Origin of the sequence: Veillonella dispar (genome assembly GCF_900637515.1) — a bacterium.
GTDB lineage: Bacteria > Bacillota > Negativicutes > Veillonellales > Veillonellaceae > Veillonella > Veillonella dispar.
The window spans coordinates 1,912,598-1,929,947 of sequence record NZ_LR134375.1 but is presented as its reverse complement, the minus strand read 5'-3'; the positions used below and the strand labels follow the sequence as shown (position 1 = coordinate 1,929,947).

The 17,350-nt window shown below is 42.1% G+C and carries 9 protein-coding genes and 1 tRNA gene; 8 read left to right on the top strand and 2 right to left on the bottom strand.

All coding sequences use genetic code 11. The annotated features are described in order from the left end of the window. Positions 1-84 precede the first annotated feature (84 nt). The 5 genes from EL171_RS09070 (at position 85) to EL171_RS09050 (ending at position 6,868) form a co-directional block, all read left to right on the top strand. Entirely contained in the window at positions 85-1,617 is a 1,533-nt protein-coding gene (locus EL171_RS09070; protein WP_005385138.1) for an ABC transporter permease/substrate-binding protein, read from the top strand. 257 nt (positions 1,618-1,874) lie between these two features. Then, entirely contained in the window at positions 1,875-4,007 is a 2,133-nt protein-coding gene (locus tag EL171_RS09065) for a heavy metal translocating P-type ATPase (RefSeq protein WP_005385140.1), read from the top strand. 301 nt (positions 4,008-4,308) lie between these two features. Then, positions 4,309-5,262 carry a magnesium transporter CorA family protein gene (locus EL171_RS09060; RefSeq protein ID WP_005385143.1) on the top strand — a complete coding sequence of 318 codons (954 nt, stop codon included), beginning with the start codon at positions 4,309-4,311 and terminating at the stop codon, positions 5,260-5,262. A gap of 160 nt (positions 5,263-5,422) precedes the next feature. Then, positions 5,423-5,511, top strand: a tRNA-Ser gene (locus EL171_RS09055). A gap of 133 nt (positions 5,512-5,644) precedes the next feature. Further along, positions 5,645-6,868: an MFS transporter gene (locus tag EL171_RS09050; protein ID WP_039968878.1), complete on the top strand. Its 1,224-nt coding sequence runs from the start codon at positions 5,645-5,647 to the stop codon at positions 6,866-6,868. A 138-nt stretch (positions 6,869-7,006) separates the two neighbouring features. On the opposite strand, the gene EL171_RS09045 is transcribed toward EL171_RS09050, so the two are convergent. After that, on the bottom strand, positions 7,007-7,804 hold the full coding sequence (locus EL171_RS09045) for a hypothetical protein (RefSeq protein ID WP_005385146.1): 798 nt from the start codon (positions 7,802-7,804) through the stop codon (positions 7,007-7,009). Positions 7,805-7,947: 143 nt separating this feature from the next. On the opposite strand from EL171_RS09045, the gene EL171_RS09040 reads away from it, so the two are divergent. Continuing rightward, the gene (locus EL171_RS09040) at positions 7,948-8,496 is read left to right on the top strand and encodes an SGNH/GDSL hydrolase family protein (protein WP_005385148.1); all 549 of its coding nucleotides are present in this window, start codon (positions 7,948-7,950) and stop codon (positions 8,494-8,496) included. A gap of 243 nt (positions 8,497-8,739) precedes the next feature. Here EL171_RS09040 and EL171_RS09035 read toward each other — a convergent pair whose 3' ends face one another. Beyond that, a complete protein-coding gene (locus EL171_RS09035; protein WP_005385149.1) occupies positions 8,740-9,717 on the bottom strand; it encodes a hypothetical protein in 978 nt (325 codons plus the stop codon). Positions 9,718-10,051: 334 nt separating this feature from the next. Between EL171_RS09035 and EL171_RS09030 the strand changes: the two genes are divergently transcribed. After that, complete coding sequence (locus EL171_RS09030) at positions 10,052-13,528, top strand: PD-(D/E)XK nuclease family protein (protein ID WP_005385151.1); 3,477 nt, start codon at positions 10,052-10,054, stop codon at positions 13,526-13,528. Then, entirely contained in the window at positions 13,518-17,318 is a 3,801-nt protein-coding gene (gene addA / locus EL171_RS09025) for a helicase-exonuclease AddAB subunit AddA (protein WP_005385153.1), read from the top strand. The genes EL171_RS09030 and addA overlap by 11 nt, the downstream gene beginning before the upstream one ends. The last annotated feature ends 32 nt before the right edge of the window (positions 17,319-17,350 follow it).

The window sequence follows — 17,350 nt, the reverse complement described above, 5'->3', positions numbered from 1 at the left end:
ATGGAGTGTTTTATAGGGTGCGATTTGCCGTAAGACGCATATACAATCGCTTTTATTACGTACAAGAGAAAGGCGGTGTATGTAATGCATGAAGTAATATCATTATTAATTAATCGCTCAGATTTTTTTCTCCAGTTGTTATGGGAACATATAGAGATTTCCTTATCGGCGTCGATTATCGCTATTATTATAGGGGGACTATTGGGTGTTCTTATACATGAGTACAAGCGGTTATCAGGGCCAGTTATGTTGGCCGTTAATTTTCTGTATACCATCCCTTCCATATCGATGCTAGGTCTCCTATTATATGTGTCGGGGGTTGGCAATACGACGGCTGTTATCGCACTAGTCATCTATGCACTACTGCCGATGGTGCGCAATACTTTTACCGGTCTCAATCAGATTAAATCGGATATGCGCGAAGCGGGCATAGCATTAGGCCTTACGAGGCTTCAACGGTTGTGGAATATAGAGATTCCTTTGGCGATGCCCACGATTATGGCAGGTATACGGACTATGCTCGTTATGACCATTGCCTTGACAGGGATAGCGTCCTTTATTGGCGCAGGTGGTCTAGGCGTAGCGATTTATCGAGGAATCACTACGAATCAAAGTGCACTGACTATTGCAGGCAGCTTGTTGATTGCACTCTTAGCGATTGTCGTGGATGCGCTCTTCTCTCTTGGTGAAAGGGTGACGCGCATTAGTCCTAACATGAAACGGTATACGATTATATTCCTTTCTACCATGACCTTAATTGCAATGGCTGTTGGTGGTTGGTCTCTCTATTGTCGTCATGTGAAAGCTGATGTTATCCATATTGCGACAAAGCCTATGACAGAGCAGCTCATTTTAGGTAATGTGTTAAAAGAATTAATCGAGCATAAGACCAATCTCACTGTAGAGGTTACAGAAGGAGTAGGTGGTGGTACGTCCAATATTCAGCCGGCTATGCGTACAGGTCAGTTTGATATATATCCTGAATATACGGGGACCGCATGGTCTGCTGTATTGAAACGCACTGATGCTTATGATGAAAGTCTATTTAATGAGCTTTCACAAGCATACAAAGAGGAATACAATTTCGAATGGGTCGGTATGTACGGATTTAATAATACCTATGGCATCGGGGTGCGTAATGAACTGGCGCAGACCTATGGGCTAAAAAGCTATTCTGATCTTGCTCGCATAGCACCATCTTTAACATTAGGCGGTGAATATGATTTCTTTGGTCGTGAAGATGGCTATGCAGGGTTACAACGCGTATATAACATGAGATTTAAAGCGACTAAAGATATGGATATCGGTCTTAAGTATGCGGCTATTAGTCGTGGTGATGTAGATGTAATGCCTATATTTACTACAGATGGTCAGCTCAGTGTGGCGCCGATTACGGTGTTACAAGATGATAAGCATCTATATCCATCCTACATGGCTGGCAATGTGGTGCGTAGTGAAATATTAATCGCACATCCTGAATTGCGGACTGTATTAGAAAGTTTGAATCATACAATTACAGATCAAGAGATGGCAAAGATGAATTACGCCGTTGAAACAGAGCATCAGTTACCAGCTGATGTAGCACATAAATTCCTGGTAGAACGAAATTTGATATAAGGTGGATATAGTTAGAACTAAAGTAAATAAAATTTAATATATGTTAAATATGATTTTGTATTGACATTTAATCTCCTTTAATGTAATATAAAAATATGAACAGATATTCATATAAATAGAAATATCTGATGAAAAATGTTTAGGAACATATATAACAAGATATGAAACAAGATATGCCTAATAAGTATTAGAAATAGACAATAAATTAACTTATAATACAGGATAGAAACTTTCACTATTATCAAAAAGGAGATATTATGGAAGAAACATTATTGTTGAAGGATTTGAACTGTCCGAACTGCGCAGCAAAAATTGAAGATCGCATCCGTAAAATGGATGTTGTAGAGACTGCAAATTTCACAATTGCTACACATCAATTAAAATTAACCGGCTCTTGGGAAGACCGCGAAGCTCTTAAACGTGACATTCAAGACATTTGTGATGCCATCGAAGAGGGCGTAACCGTAGCAGATTATGAACGTAAATCTAAAGCGGCTATGGATGATCATGGTCCTGACCAGGATCGTGGTAGTGATGCTGTAACAATTGCAGTCATCGTAGCAGGCTTGTTATTCATGATTTATGAAGTTTTGTCATCCTTTGTCCCATCCATCAGCTTGCCAGAGAGTATTGAGACTCCAATTTACTATGTTGCGTATATTCTTCTTGCGTTCCCTGTATTGCGTATCGCAGGTCGAAATATCTTAAAAGGCCAAGTGTTCGATGAGAACTTCTTGATGTCTATCGCTACATTGGGCGCTATTGCTATCGATGCATTGCCTGAAGCCGTAGGCGTTATCTTGTTCTACCGTATCGGTGAGTTCTTCGAAGAAAAAGCAACTGATCGTAGTCGTACAGAAATCATGAACGCTGTCGATATGCGTCCTCAAGAGGTGCGGGTTGTAGATACAGACTGCGGTGGTGAAATCGTAGTTATGGCTCCTGAAAAGGTTGAAGTAGGCTGGACTATCGAAGTTCGTCCTGGCGATTTAATTCCTCTAGACGGCACAGTGCTTGAAGGTGAAACACGCGTTAATACAGCACCTGTAACAGGTGAACCTGTACCTGTTCGCGCCGTACCTGGCACTCAACTTATGTCTGGTTGTATCAACGAATCTGGTCGCATTACAATGCGTGTAGATAAGGTTCTTGAAGAATCCATGGTTACTAAAATTCTTGATGCCGTGGAAAATGCAGCATCTTCTAAACCTAAAATCGACCGTTTCATTACGCGTTTTGCTCGCGTATACACACCAATCGTTGTAGCTCTTGCATTGGCTGTTGCTATCATCCCGTCCCTTATTACTGGTGAATGGCATAAATGGATCTACACAGCCTTAACATTCCTCGTTATTTCTTGCCCATGTGCATTGGTGCTTAGCGTGCCACTTGCATTCTTCTCCGGTATCGGCAATGCGTCTAAACACGGTATCTTATTAAAAGGTGGTCGCGTTATCGAGGCGTTGGCTAATGTGAAAGCAGTAGCTCTTGATAAAACTGGTACTATCACATCTGGTGAGTTCAAAGTTCACAGCGTAGAAACTGTAGGCTCTCATGTAAGTTCCAGTCAATTGTTATCCATGGCGGCAGCTATCGAAGCCGTTTCTACACATCCAATCGCAACAAGCATCGTGTCTGAAGCAAAAGATCAAGGCCTTACAGTGGAACCTTCTGATTTCGTTCAAGAGTTAGCTGGTGAAGGTATGGTGGGTATGACTGATGGTCAACAAGTACTTATTGGTAACCGTCGTCTTATGGAACGCTATAATGTTCAAGGCTATCCAACAGAGGCTGCTGAATATGGCACAGAAGTTCTTGTGGCAGAAGGTAATACATACTTAGGTCGTATCATCATCGCCGATGAAGCTCGCCCAGACTCTGCTGAAGCGATTGCTAATCTTAATGGTCAAGATATTAAAACTGTTATGCTTACAGGTGATGCTGAAGCAAGTGCAAATTACATCGCTAAAGAAACTGGCGTAAGTGCTGTACGTGCTCAGTTGTTGCCACAAGATAAATTGTCCGTAGTACAAGATATTCGCTCTGAATATGGTCCAACTATGTTCGTAGGGGATGGCATCAACGATGCTCCGGTACTTGCTGGTGCTGATGTTGGTGGTGCGATGGGTAGCGGTGCTGATGCGGCTATCGAAGCGGCAGACGTTGTATTCATGCGTCCGTCCTTGACTGCTATTGCACATATCCTTGACTTGTCTAAAGCGACATTGCGCGTAGCATGGCAAAACGTAGTGTTCGCTATTGCTGTTAAAATCCTTATCATGGCGCTTGGCCTCATGGGCTATGCATCCATGTGGTGGGCAGTATTTGGTGATACTGGCGTATCCATCCTTTGTATCTTGAACTCTGTTCGTATCTTGCGCCGCAATTAGGTGAAAGCAGAGTTTATAGCTCTGTAGAGGAACGAAATAAATTACATTCTCCTGATCTGAATGATTAGGACTGATATAAATAACCTCTAGGTTAGTAACTGACTAACTTAGAGGTTATTTTATTGCGTGGATTAAACATTTACGATACTTTTACTATATATCTGTACATCATAAATAGACATAAAACTGCATATGTATGTTCTAGATACACAAAACTTTCACAATTGAATTGAATAATAGCTATAAAATAGTATATAATTTATTAGATGATTACTATAAGTTCGTTGGAAGGAGGGATAGCATGATTACGGTGTATAAACATATAGAAGAAGAGTTAGTTTCCGATAGCACTGTATCAGATGCCACAAAAGGTTCTTGGGTAAATTTGGTGAACCCAGACCCCGATGAGTTATCCCTTATCAATATTTTGACGGAAATCCCAACGGACGTTTTAAAGACCGCTCTCGATATGGAAGAACGTTCTCACGTGGAGTTAGAGGATAACTACATCTTTATCGTTATCAATATTCCGGTTATCCGCGGTAACGATATGTATGATACAGTGCCGCTGGGTATCTTCTTGACGCCAGACTTCTTTATTACGGTCTGCCTCGAAGAATCTGAAGTATTGTATCCGTTCATTTCTAATCAGATTTCTACGTTCTATACATACAAAAAGACACGTTTCTTGTTCCAAATCTTGTATCGCACAGCAACTATGTTCTTGCGCTACTTGCAACAAATCAACCGCCGTACTGACGATATTGAAGTCCAATTGCGTCATACTACAAAGAATAAAGACTTCTTCCAATTGTTGGAATTACAGAAATCCATGACATACTTTACATCTGCATTGCGCACGAATGGTACCGTTATGGAACGTCTATTGCGCTTGCGTGGTCATAGTTCCTATAAACATCTTCTCAAGATGTACGAAGAGGATGAGGACTTACTAGAGGACGTTATCATCGAGAATAAACAGGCCATCGAGATGGTTGAAATGTACTCCAATATCTTGATGAACATGATGAACGCCTTCACATCCATTATTTCTAACAACCTTAACTTGGTTATGAAAATGTTGGCGACCCTTACTATTGCTATGGCGGTGCCAACAATCGTATTTAGCTTGTGGGGGACAAACGTGCCATTGCCATTCCAAGATGATCCAGAGGGATTCTATGAGGTTATAGGTGTTGCATTAGTATTCTCTATTATTGCCATTATCGGTATGTGGAAAAAAGATTTATTCTAATTTATGATAATTAGTGAATACTTAATTCAATAGTAAGTAGTTGAAACATTACTTTAACAACAAATACACATGAAAAAGCTGGCTTTGAGCCAGCTTTTTTCTTGTACGATATTACGTTGTTGCTTATTATTGGGCCAATCTGATATAATAATACTGTTATGGAGAGGTGTCCGAGTGGTTTAAGGAGCTGGTCTTGAAAACCAGTGACTCCGCAAGGGGCCGTGGGTTCGAATCCCACCCTCTCCGCCACAATTTAGAAAGCCCTTTAGGTTATGCCTAGAGGGCTTTTTATTGTATTTTGTTAATCTTTGAAGTTTGTAAAATACCCTGTATTTATAGTATGATTACTTTATATGTTTTTATTCTGTAGAAAGGAGCTCGTATGAATCGACTTAGTTTCTCACGAACTCAGATTTTAATTCTTGTCAGCGTATGGCTAACATTTTTGATTAGTTTTGTTATGCGCCTATCTTGGGCATCCTTGATGCCTATTGTTAATGAAGCGTTGAGTTTCACTCCTCAAATGGGTACGGCTTATTTATCCGCCTTTTATATGGGTTATGCCATCATGGTTTTACCAGGTGGTATCTTAGCGGATCGCATTGGCTACCGTTATACTATTTTAGTGAGCTTGCTTTCTATGGCGCTCATTACGGCATTGATGAGTACCATCGATAATTACACCTATGGTTGGGTGTTGCGCTTCTTATTAGGTATCGTATCTGGTCCGGTACAAGCATCTTGCTTAAGTGCTATTGGGGATTATTTTGGTCCTAATCAACGTGGTGCTGCAGTGGGTATCTTTATGTCCTGTACATCTCTTGGTTTGACCACTGTAAATCTATACGCACCATATGTAGCCACTAATTATGGTTGGCAAAATGCATTCCTTTTAACAGCCGTATTGCCAATCCTTGTTTTCATTCTTAGCTATTTCACGGTTCGTAAACCAAGTGCTGAAATCTTGGCACAACGAGAAGCAGAGGCGAGTGCTGCATCTGCTCATATAGGCGAAAAGACTTCCTTAAAGGAAAATTTGCTACATGTTTTGAAAAATCGCAATATTTGTTGTCTTGCCTTCGCAGGCTTCTTTGCTACAGGTGCTACGTGGGCTGTGGCACAATGGTCAAATTTGTACATGGTTAAACAGCTCGGTGTTAATGCTATCTATGCAGGTCATGTAATGTCCGCCTTTGGTTTAGCAGCCCTTATTGCAAAGCCGACCATCGGTATTTTGTCCGATATCTTACCGATTAAGAAAAACCACTTAGTAGCGCTTGTTATGTTCTTATTCGCACCAGCATTGATCCTCTTTGCAAGCACTACAAATCCAGATATGCTCTTCATAACAGGTCCAATCCTTGGTATCGGTGCTTTCATGCATAGTGCATTGACAAATGCGCTCGTAATTCAATCCGCAGCACCTCATTTACGTGGTACCACAGCAGGATTTGTAAACTTATTTAACCAAATCGGTGTTATGTTGGCACCTATGATTTTAGGGAGCATGTTAACTGCTACAGGTAGCTATCAATCTGCATTGATGACTCTTGCCATCGCTCCTGTTATCGGTGCTATCGCATTGTTCTTTGTACGTCTTAAATAATGTGAAAGCATTAATATAATACGTTCATCTGATTGTATCGAAACAAATAAAATATGAAAAAAAGAGACTGAACTAGATCTCCTAAATAGGGGACAGTTCAGTCTCTTTTTGTAAGTTACGAGTAACTATATTTTATGACTATGGTTTTTGTGGTGCATGATAGTCTGGTTGTGGTCGCCATTCACTCATAGGTGTATTAGGATCTGGCATATCTTGATTTTGGATATCAAGAATCCAGTCACTCGGTCTTGGACCTTGTGGAGGAGGTGGTGGAACAGGGCCATATACACCTAGTTTAGATGGTGTTAACCGTGGTTGATTAGAAGTATAAGGTGATTCTAATTGGTTTAGCGGTTTGTATACCCCTGGTGGTGGTTGAACACCAAATAATGGCTTGCTTGCTGTAGGAGCCGGTGCACTGATTGGCTTATATGGACGAGGCGGTACATAGGGGTTCGTAGAAGTATATGTAATACGTTCCATTTCCAATGCATTATGTAAAATAAATTGACCTATTTCAGCCACCGCAGAGCCCTTTGTAGCGACATGAGCACCTGTAGATAGAACAGAACGCTGACTGTTAGCAGCCCCTATAGGAGCACCATTTACTTGGTAGAATTTCGCCGGTGCCACATGCCAATCCATAAGATAAATATCTTTAGATGTATTACCTCGATGATATGTATAATTAGTTGAATAATCGGCTATGATATTCTGATTTTTATACAGACTAATTGTACGAGCATGAAGCGTGCTATACGTAGGACCTGCCTGTGCTAGACTGATTGTACTTAAGTCGATATACACAGTCTCTGAAGGACTATTATAAGCTACTTGGTATTGAGTAGGCTTGTTCTCTAATTCATATTGTGAAATGGCACTAGCAGATTGCAATGTTGCCAATGCTAGTATTAAAAAGGGATAAAGTTTTCTCATGTTAGACCTCTCTTATGTGGAATTAGTATACCATAGTCATACATGTAATTCCATTAGAAATGCATATAAAACTCCATAATATGTATATTGTGTATAATCATCTTTTTGTTATATGATTATTGCATAGTACAGGAGGTCTTGATATGGAAATTATCTGTTTTGGCGATAGTATTACCCGTGGTTATGATGTGCCTTATGGCCAAGGGTGGGTTGAAATCTGTGATGCATCTATAGAGAATGTACATTTTACAAATTATGGTGAAGATGGATGCTCTGTGCAAGGCATGATTTATAATATTGAAGAATGGGGGGCTACAGCGGTAGCTGATCCAACACGTCACATCTTCTTAATGTGTGGTACCAACGATATTTTACAAGGTCGAGATAGTGCGTATGTGTTCAAGACCTTGGTGAAAGCTATTGAATTAGCGAGCACAAAGGGGAAGGTAATAATTGGTTTGGAAACACAAATCGATAGCGATATGGATGGGTTAGACCTTGTTGTGCGAGATGTAAACGACCGATTAAAAGCCTATGCAACAGAGCATGACTTAAAGGTTATAGACTTCTATACAACTTTATATGAAGCAGATCAAATAGGCCAAATTGTCTTTGCTGGTGAAGTACATCCCAATGCGCGTGGCTATCGTTTGATGGCCTATAAGGCATTAGAGATATTTACAAGACTATAATTAAAGAATCATAAATCTAATAATTCATAAATTTATTAAGTTAAGGACCTAGTTGGTAAGATACATCATCTTAATTTGCTTAGGTATGAAGGTTAGACCTTAGATCCTGAGCTTTATAACTAGCTAAAAAAAATCCCCGAATGAGATATCTCATTCGGGGATTTAGTGATTTATATAGTCTTTATGTGTGAAGGCTCGTAGCTTTCACTATTATATTTAATTCGTAACGAATTGTAGTTTAAATTAGCGAGTACGTGCGTTAGATACGCGAGCAGATTGTGCAATTGCGTATGCAGTACCTTTAACTAAATCGTAAGCATCAGCAGTGTTGCCAGATACTGTTACAGCAGCTACAGTGTCGTCAGTTACTGCGAACAATGCAGTTGCGTAAGGGTGTTGTGCACCGTTTGGAACAGTTACAGCACCGGATTTAACAACGATGTAACGGTTGCCGTTGTTGAATACATCGTAATGAGCAGCTTGTTTTACACCATCATAGCTTTCATTGTAAGCGAACAATGCAGCTACTTCGCCACCTGCTACTTGACCAGTTTGTTGCATGGAACGCAATTTAGCAGCTGCTACAGCTGTTGGTTGAGTCATGTTAACAGTGATACGCAAGGAGTTGTTGTTTACAACTGCTTCAGTGATTACGTTTGTAGAGAATACGTTTGCAACGCCGTCACCAGCACGGTTGTAGGAGCTAGCAGTTTTTACTTGGTAGCCGTTAGTGTATGCTGGCAAGTCGTATGTATAGGATTTGCCGTTCAACAATAAGTCGAATGCGTTCAATTGGTTAGTTTTGTAACGGGAAACATATGCACTGCCGTTGCCATTAGCTGTTACGGAAGTTACAGTTTCTTGATATACAGGTTGGTTGTTAGTAGCGATAGGATCCATGATTTGAAGACCTACAGCTGTAGTTTGAGGTGCTACAAAGATTGGGTCGCCCAATTCTTTGGATACAGGCATTTGTTGAGCCATGTCACCTGCTGTGTAAGGTACTGCTGGTAATGGTTTGTAACCAGGGCGTGGTGCGCTTGTTACATAACCAGATTGGTACGCTGGTGTAGCTGCTTGAGGTGCAGCGTAAGTATATTGTTCAGCTGCAGCACGTTCGTAAGCGCGTGCGTTAGCATCAACGGATGCTGCGAAAGCAGAGAAAGACATAGTTGTAGCTGCGAATACTGCGAAAGCAGCTGCTAAATGTTTTTTGTTCATAATAATTCACTCCTAAATACATGATTTTTTACAAATAACACAAATACTAATCTGTATTATATATGAAATTCCGTCAATTGTAAATAAAATATAAAATATTTTCTTAATTATAAACAAATTTAATCTAATGAGTCAAATATTGTACAATTTGCCTTTAATTACCCCATAATTAGGCACAGAATATCATATTACTATATAATAATACGTAGTATAGTAATATATTATATCGAAAAAATTAGTTTAAATCTATACCTGAGGAAAAGAAATTTAAAAATAAGATGAAGTTTGTGATTTCTATAAATTGAGATGGTGAAAGTTTCACTAGGGAGGTCTCATGAGTATTAGCGTCTATTATGGACGAGCAGGATCTGGTAAGACACGTGCCGTATATGAACGGATACGTCAAGTCATGACCGATTGTCCAGGGGAACCGATAATCTTACTCGTTCCTGAACCAGCGACCTATCGGGTAGAACGGGAGCTTGCTGAGTTTATGCCTGAAAAAGGCTTTACCACAGTTCGTGTTGTGGGCTTTGGTCGTTTGGGGTACCAAGTATATCAATCCATAGGCTCTAAGGGGGCCGGTCAATCAAGCTTATCTAGCTTTGGCCGGTCTATGTTGTTGCGCCTTGTTATGAAACGAAAACAAAAGGAATTAGGCCTCTTAGAACAGGCTACTAAACGGCCTGAGTTTTCCTCTGTATTGCAACAGCTCTTTTCTGAGTTTCGCGCATTCCGCGTAGGTCCTACTGACCTAGAACGTGGGGCGGAGTCCGTAAAAAATAAAGTATTACAAAAGAAATTGCGTGAACTTGCCATTTGTATGGCCGCCTATGAAGAGGAAATCAGCCGTCATGGGGAGCGTGACATCGATCCTATCATGGAAATTGTTGAGGCCTTGCCACAGTCTCCACTGATGGAAAATAGCCATGTCTTTATCGATGGATTCCATTGGTTTACACCTACACACTATGAGTTGATCTATACCTTGTTTGATTTGGCTAAGGAAGCGGTTATAACCATTGACTTACCGATGGCTCCGAAGGCGTTAAATCTCGCTCGTCGAGGGGAACATCTCTTTAGTCGTCCTTTGGAGATTTATGATACCCTAGTGGCTCGTTATGGTACTCGTATTAATTGGGTCGGATTTAACGGCAAGAGAGGTCCTCAAATAGTTCAAGAGTTAGAGGCGAACTACTTTACTAGCCCTAGTAAGCAAAATTCTACAGATACTACGATACCGCTTATTCGTGGCTATAACAGAGAACGGGAAGCTGACGCGGTGGCTCGCCGTATTTTAGCCTATGTGGAGTCCTCTCCAGAGGCTCGTTACCGCGATGTATGTATTATGCTTCGCGAGTCCGAAACATACGGAGATACCTTGGAAAAGGTCTTTACTCGCTACGGAATCCCGCACTTTATCGACCGCCAACGTCCTATGAAAAATCATCCCTTAGGCGAATTATTGACGGCTCTCTTTGATATTGTGCGCCATAGTTACAGCCGAGACAGCATGTTCCTTTTGCTGAAAACGGACTTGATGCCTCTTACTCGTGAGGCCGTAGATGAATTAGAGAACTATGTGCTCGAGTTTGGTATCGACCATTATAAATGGGAACGTGAAAGCTGGCCGTATCTACGAGGATTCCATGAGGGGCAAGATGAAGAAAGTCACTTAGATGCACCTCGTAGAGCCCGTATTAATCAAGCAAGACAGACCATTATGGATATATTATCTCCGTGGTTTGACTTTGCCGCTCATAGCGAAGGCCATACGGGGGCAGAATGGGGCGAACAACTCTATGGTCTCTTAGAAATCTTGCAAGTGCCACAGCGCCTCTATGAATGGGCGAAGGACGCAGAAACTGTAGGTGATCAAGAGTCTAAAGCCAGTCATGAACAGATGTACAATGCTGTTATTTCTTTCATCGACGAAATTTCTATGGTCATGAAGGACGAAGTGTTGACATTGGATGAGATGATGTTGCTCCTCGAAGAAGGCTTGAGCGATGTAAATTATTCCATGATTCCACCGTCCTTGGACCATGTAGTGATTACCACCATCGAACGTGGTTACAGCCAATGGTGGCCTAAGGTATTTGTCATGGGCCTCAACCAAGGCGTATTCCCACAAAGTATGGGCGATGAAGGACTTATCAAGGATAAGGAACGCCAAGAATTGGCCGATGCAGGCATTACCTTGGCTGAAGGGGCTTTGCCGAAGGCTTTCAACGAGAACTTCCTACTATATTTAGCTATGACGCGGGCATCTGATTCCTTGACCTTGTCCTATGCAAGCTCTGGCGAGGATGGAACCGGTCTTGAGCCATCCCTCGTGGTGAAACGACTAGAGTCCCTCGGTTACGTCGGTAAGGCTGTAGATATTCCGTTATCCATTGAGCCTGATACTGAGGCTGATTATGTATGGCGGCCTCTCCAAAGTTTGTCCTTGTTATCTGAACGTTGGGGCGCTCTCTTTAGTGGACATGAAGTTAACCCACTGTGGTGGGGGCTTTATAACTGGGCTCGTGAAAGCGATACTTACCGTCCTCGTTTAGCAGAGGTTTCTCGTGGTATTCGAGATAATAACGATGTGCCGGTCATTACAAAGGATTTAGTGAATGGATTGTTCTTATCTAAAGGCTACATGTCTGGTTCTGTGACGCGTTTAGAGCGATACCAACAATGTCCGTTCAAGTTCTATGCTCAATATGGTTTGAAACTGGAGCCACGTCGTGTACGCTCCTTTGGAGCCCCTGAAATTGGTACATTTTTACATGCTAATTTAGAGCGTTTAGGCAATTATCTATTAGAAAATAATAAACAATGGCGTGATCTCAATGAAGAGGAGCAACAAAATTTATGTCGCTCTGTGGCCGATGAGATTTTACAAGAAAATCAGGCTGGTGAGGAAACGAGCGATGCCTACCAAAAGGCTATCGAGCAGCGTGTACAACGAACATTACATGTGACGGTAGACCGCCTTGTAGAGTGGTCCAAGCGCAGTGATTTTGATACAAAATACTTGGAGCAAGATTTTGGCCGTCAAGGCGGCTGGGATCCGATTCGGGTGCCTCTTGGGGAAGATCGTTATTTACGCCTCATTGGTCAAATTGACCGTATCGATGAATATACTCGAGATGGTCAAACCTACGGCATGGTTATTGACTACAAATCGGGTGGCGCTCATGTAACAGCCCAAGATGTGTACTATGGTCTTAAATTGCAGCTCATGACCTATCTGTTAGCCTTAGAATCCGCTTATGGTAATACGCAAGGACAATCTATGACTCCTGCAGCTGTGGTGTATTCCTATGTGAAGAACCCTAAAATCCCTGCTGACGCGCCTATATCTTATGAAGATGCAGTAGCCTTGGCTAAAGAAAGCGATGCGTGGCAAAATAGCGGATACTTCTCTGATGATGTTGAGTTGTTAACGCATATAGACAATAAGTTCTTATCCTACGGTTCTAAACGAGGTCCATATGTACCGATTGCTACGAAAAAGGATCAAACGATTTCTAGCAGAGATTTACATAAGGTTAAGAACACCGGCGAGTTTGATGTAATGTGCCGTTATACCAACCACGTCATGGCTGACATCGGTCGCAACATCGGGGACGGTCAATTCCCAATTCAGCCGTACCAGTTAAATAAAAACAGACCTTGTACATATTGTGACTACAACACTGTATGCCGTTTTGACTCTAGCCGTAACCGATATAATTACTTATCTAGATTATCCGAAGATGATGCACTAGAACGGATGAAAGAGGTTCTTAACGAAGGAGGTGAAAACCATGGGTGTTAAATGGACGCCAGAGCAGGAGTCTGCCATCATAGCGCCTAAGGATTCGTCCTTAGATAATCAAACCTTGCTCGTAGCGGCGGCGGCTGGCTCGGGTAAGACTGCTGTTCTCGTAGAGCGTATTATTACGCGTCTTAAAGATATGGATAATCCTTTATCTGTGCAAGAGCTCATGGTTGTAACCTTTACAAAGGCGGCGGCACAAGAGATGAGTGCTCGTATTGGGCTTGCCTTAGCAAAAGCCATGGAGTCTACTGATGATGAGGCTATGCAGCAGCGTCTTGAACGACAGCTTAATCTCTTACCATCTGCTCATATCTCTACGTTGCATTCTTTCTGCCAATGGGTGATTCGTTCCTATTTCTATAAGCTTGATATTAATCCAACGGCTCGCATTGGTAACGAAGCAGAAATGGCACTCTTACAACAAGAGGTATTAGCCGATTTATTGACTAAATCCTATGAAGAGGGCCTTTATAATATCTATGAATTGGCGGACTTTTTCAGCGATGATAAATCTGATGCAGGCTTAACGGCAAAGATTATGTCTTTGTATAACTACGCTATGTCCCTTGCTAATCCTGATGGATGGCTACGTAAAGCATTAGCACCTTATAAAGAGGCAATGGAAATAAACCCAAGCGATACGCTATGGGGCCAATATATGTGGGATCAACATATAGCTGTTATAGACCGTATTCGTGAGCGCTTAGAGCGGATGGAACAAATCTTGCTAGATCCAGTGGGGCCTCATAAATGGCAAAACATATATGATAACCAATTGGCTGCACTAGGCATGCTTTCAAATGCTCAAACCTGGGATGATATGGGCGAAGCGTGTAAGCATATAGACACCTTTATTAAAGATCAGTTCCGCATGGGTTCAAAAGAGGCTCAATCCTATGACCCTATATTAGTAGCTGAGTTTAAATCCTTAGGTGCTCAAAATAAGGATGACCTAAAAGCCATGCAAGCTTCTGTATTCACAGTGCCAGAAGCTACCTTGCAAGAGCAGTTCAAAGCTCAATATCCTATCATTGAAGGTCTTGTGGAGCTCACCATTGCGTTCCACCAAGCCTATCGGGACATGAAGCAAGAGCAAGGCATTATGGACTTTAGTGACTTGGAGCATCTATGTTTAGCCCTTCTCGTTGAGCCTGGTACAGAGGATGATCCTCAGCCGTCTGACGTGGCGAAGGAGCTGCAAGATACTTTCAAAGAGATCATGGTCGACGAATACCAAGATACGAACGGTGTGCAAGAGACGATTATCAACTTGATTTCTCGCGTCGACAATCGGTTCTACGTAGGTGACGTGAAGCAGGCCATTTATAGCTTCCGTATGGCGGATAGCTCTCTATTTATGGAGAAATATAACACCTACGGTGGTAATGATGCGGTAGAACGCCGTATCGATTTGGCGAAGAACTTCCGATCTCACGAAAATATCTTGGCTGCCACGAATTTCTTGTTCTATCAAATTATGACAGAAGAGGCGGCGGAGCTCAATTATACTGAGGCTGAATCCCTCATTCCTGGCCGTATCGTAGAGAATGCGCCTGAGGACTGGGTTGGAGGCGATGTTGAATTGCAGCTTTTAGATGTGAGCAAGGATACCCTCGGTGCTAGTGAAAGCGATGAAGACGAAGGGGATGACCCTGAGAACAACGAACGCGAGCTAGATTTCATTATTCAAAAGATTAAGGAAATTCACGCTGCTAAGAAGCAGGTGCAAAATCCAGATGGTACATTCCGTCAAATCGAGTGGCGAGACTTTGCGATTTTGCGCAGATCCTTGGCGGGGTGGGGCACCCGTGCCGTAGAGGTCATGCGCCAAGCAGGTATCCCTGCGGTGGTAAATGAACGGGATGGGTATTTTGAAGCCCAAGAAATTCAGCTTTTACTAGCGTTGCTATCCATCATAGACAATCCTGAACAAGACTTGCCGATGGCAGCGGTATTGCACTCTGGATTAGTTGGGCTTGATGCAAACGAATTAGGTGCTTTGCGTCTCTCTGGTGAGGGTTCATTGTGGTCTCTCATGCCAGCTTATGCAGAAGAGGCTCAAGATGAGCGCTTATTATCCTTTATTGGACATATGGAGCGTTGGCGTACCTTGTCGCGTCGTCACGGTGTGACCGATTTATTGTGGGATATTTACGAATCTCAAGATTACGTAAATTATGTAGGGGCTATGCCGAATGGTCTTGTGCGTCGAGCAAATGTGCTCGCCTTATATGACCGCGCTAAAGGGTATGAAGCCTCTGGCTTCCGTGGACTCTTTAGATTCTTGCGCTTTGTTGAAAGCTTGCGCGATAGCAATCAAGATATGCCACTTGCCAATGTGGTCAGTGAAGCGGACAATGTAGTGCGCGTCATGACCATTCATAAGAGTAAGGGCCTTGAGTTCCCTGTTGTATTCCTGTCTGGGATGCAAAAGAAATTCAATATGATGGACCTTCGCTCTGAGCTTCTTATCGATAAGAACGCAGGCCTTGGCTTAAAGGGATACTTCACAGATATTCGGGTATCCTTCCCGACTATGCCGTGGTTCTATGTGAAAGACGTCAAAGAGGCGGCCCTGAAAGCCGAGGAACAGCGTATTCTTTATGTAGCGTTAACACGAGCACGAGATAAGCTGTTTATGACGGGCTTTGTGAAAGGCTTTAAAAATTCTAAGGGTGGGTTGAGCACATTAGGTGAACTCATTAAAAATGCTGCCTCTGTAGAGGGGCAACAACTACCTACAGATATTATTACCCAAGCCAATACGTATTTAGATTGGCTCATTATGGGCTTTGCTCGTCATTTAGACGGCGGCAATCCATTGCGTGTAGCCATTGAGTACGAAGGGCCTACCTATTTTGACTTACCAGACAAGAAATGTCGTATCAAGGTTGAAATTCACGATGGCTCTCTTTATGGTGATCTCGATTATAAAGCAGATATTGACGAAACCACTATCAACAAGGTACGTGAGTTAAAAGCTGTTAATGCTGTAGAATTACCACAGGAAATAGTAGACCGCTTTAACTATACCTATCCGTACAACGATGCCACACGACGGACTGCTAAAATCTCTGTTAGTGAATTAAAACGACGATTCCAAGAACGAGAACTAGAAGCAGGGACAATTGATACTCTTAATACACCTACTGAAGCAGTAGATATGGTAGAGGCTGGCTCTCAACGAGCTGTTTCAGGTGCGATTTTAGGTCAATCCGATGATTTAGCGAATTCTGTATTCGGTCGCAAACCACAGGCGTTACAGTCCGAAGAGGATGTGTTAACAGGGGCTCAATGGGGTACCTTAATGCATGAGGCTATGCAGTGGTTACCTCTTGCTGAGTACACGCAGGATTCTTTAACAAAAGAACTTGATGCACTTGTAACGAAAGGGACTTTCACAGAGGAAGAACGAAATTTATTAAGTGATACAAGTTTATATAAATTCTTCAATTCTGATCTTGGGAAACGTCTTATCAACGCTAAGCGCATTGAACGAGAGCTGCCGTTCAGTATGCTCTTTGAAGGCAAACGGGTATACGATACGCTTGAAGATGGGGAAAATCTATTCCTTCAAGGTATTATCGATACTGCCTTTGAAGAGGACGGCGAATGGGTTCTCGTAGATTACAAGACGGACCGCGTTAAATCTGGGGAAGATCTGATCAAGCGCTATAAAATCCAAATGGACCTTTATAAAGAGGCCTTACAGCGATTGACGGGGATGCCAGTGAAAGCATGCTATATCTATAGCTTCCGCTTGCATGATACAATTGTTGTAGATTAATTTAGCCATCTACATATGATTAGCGGATTTCT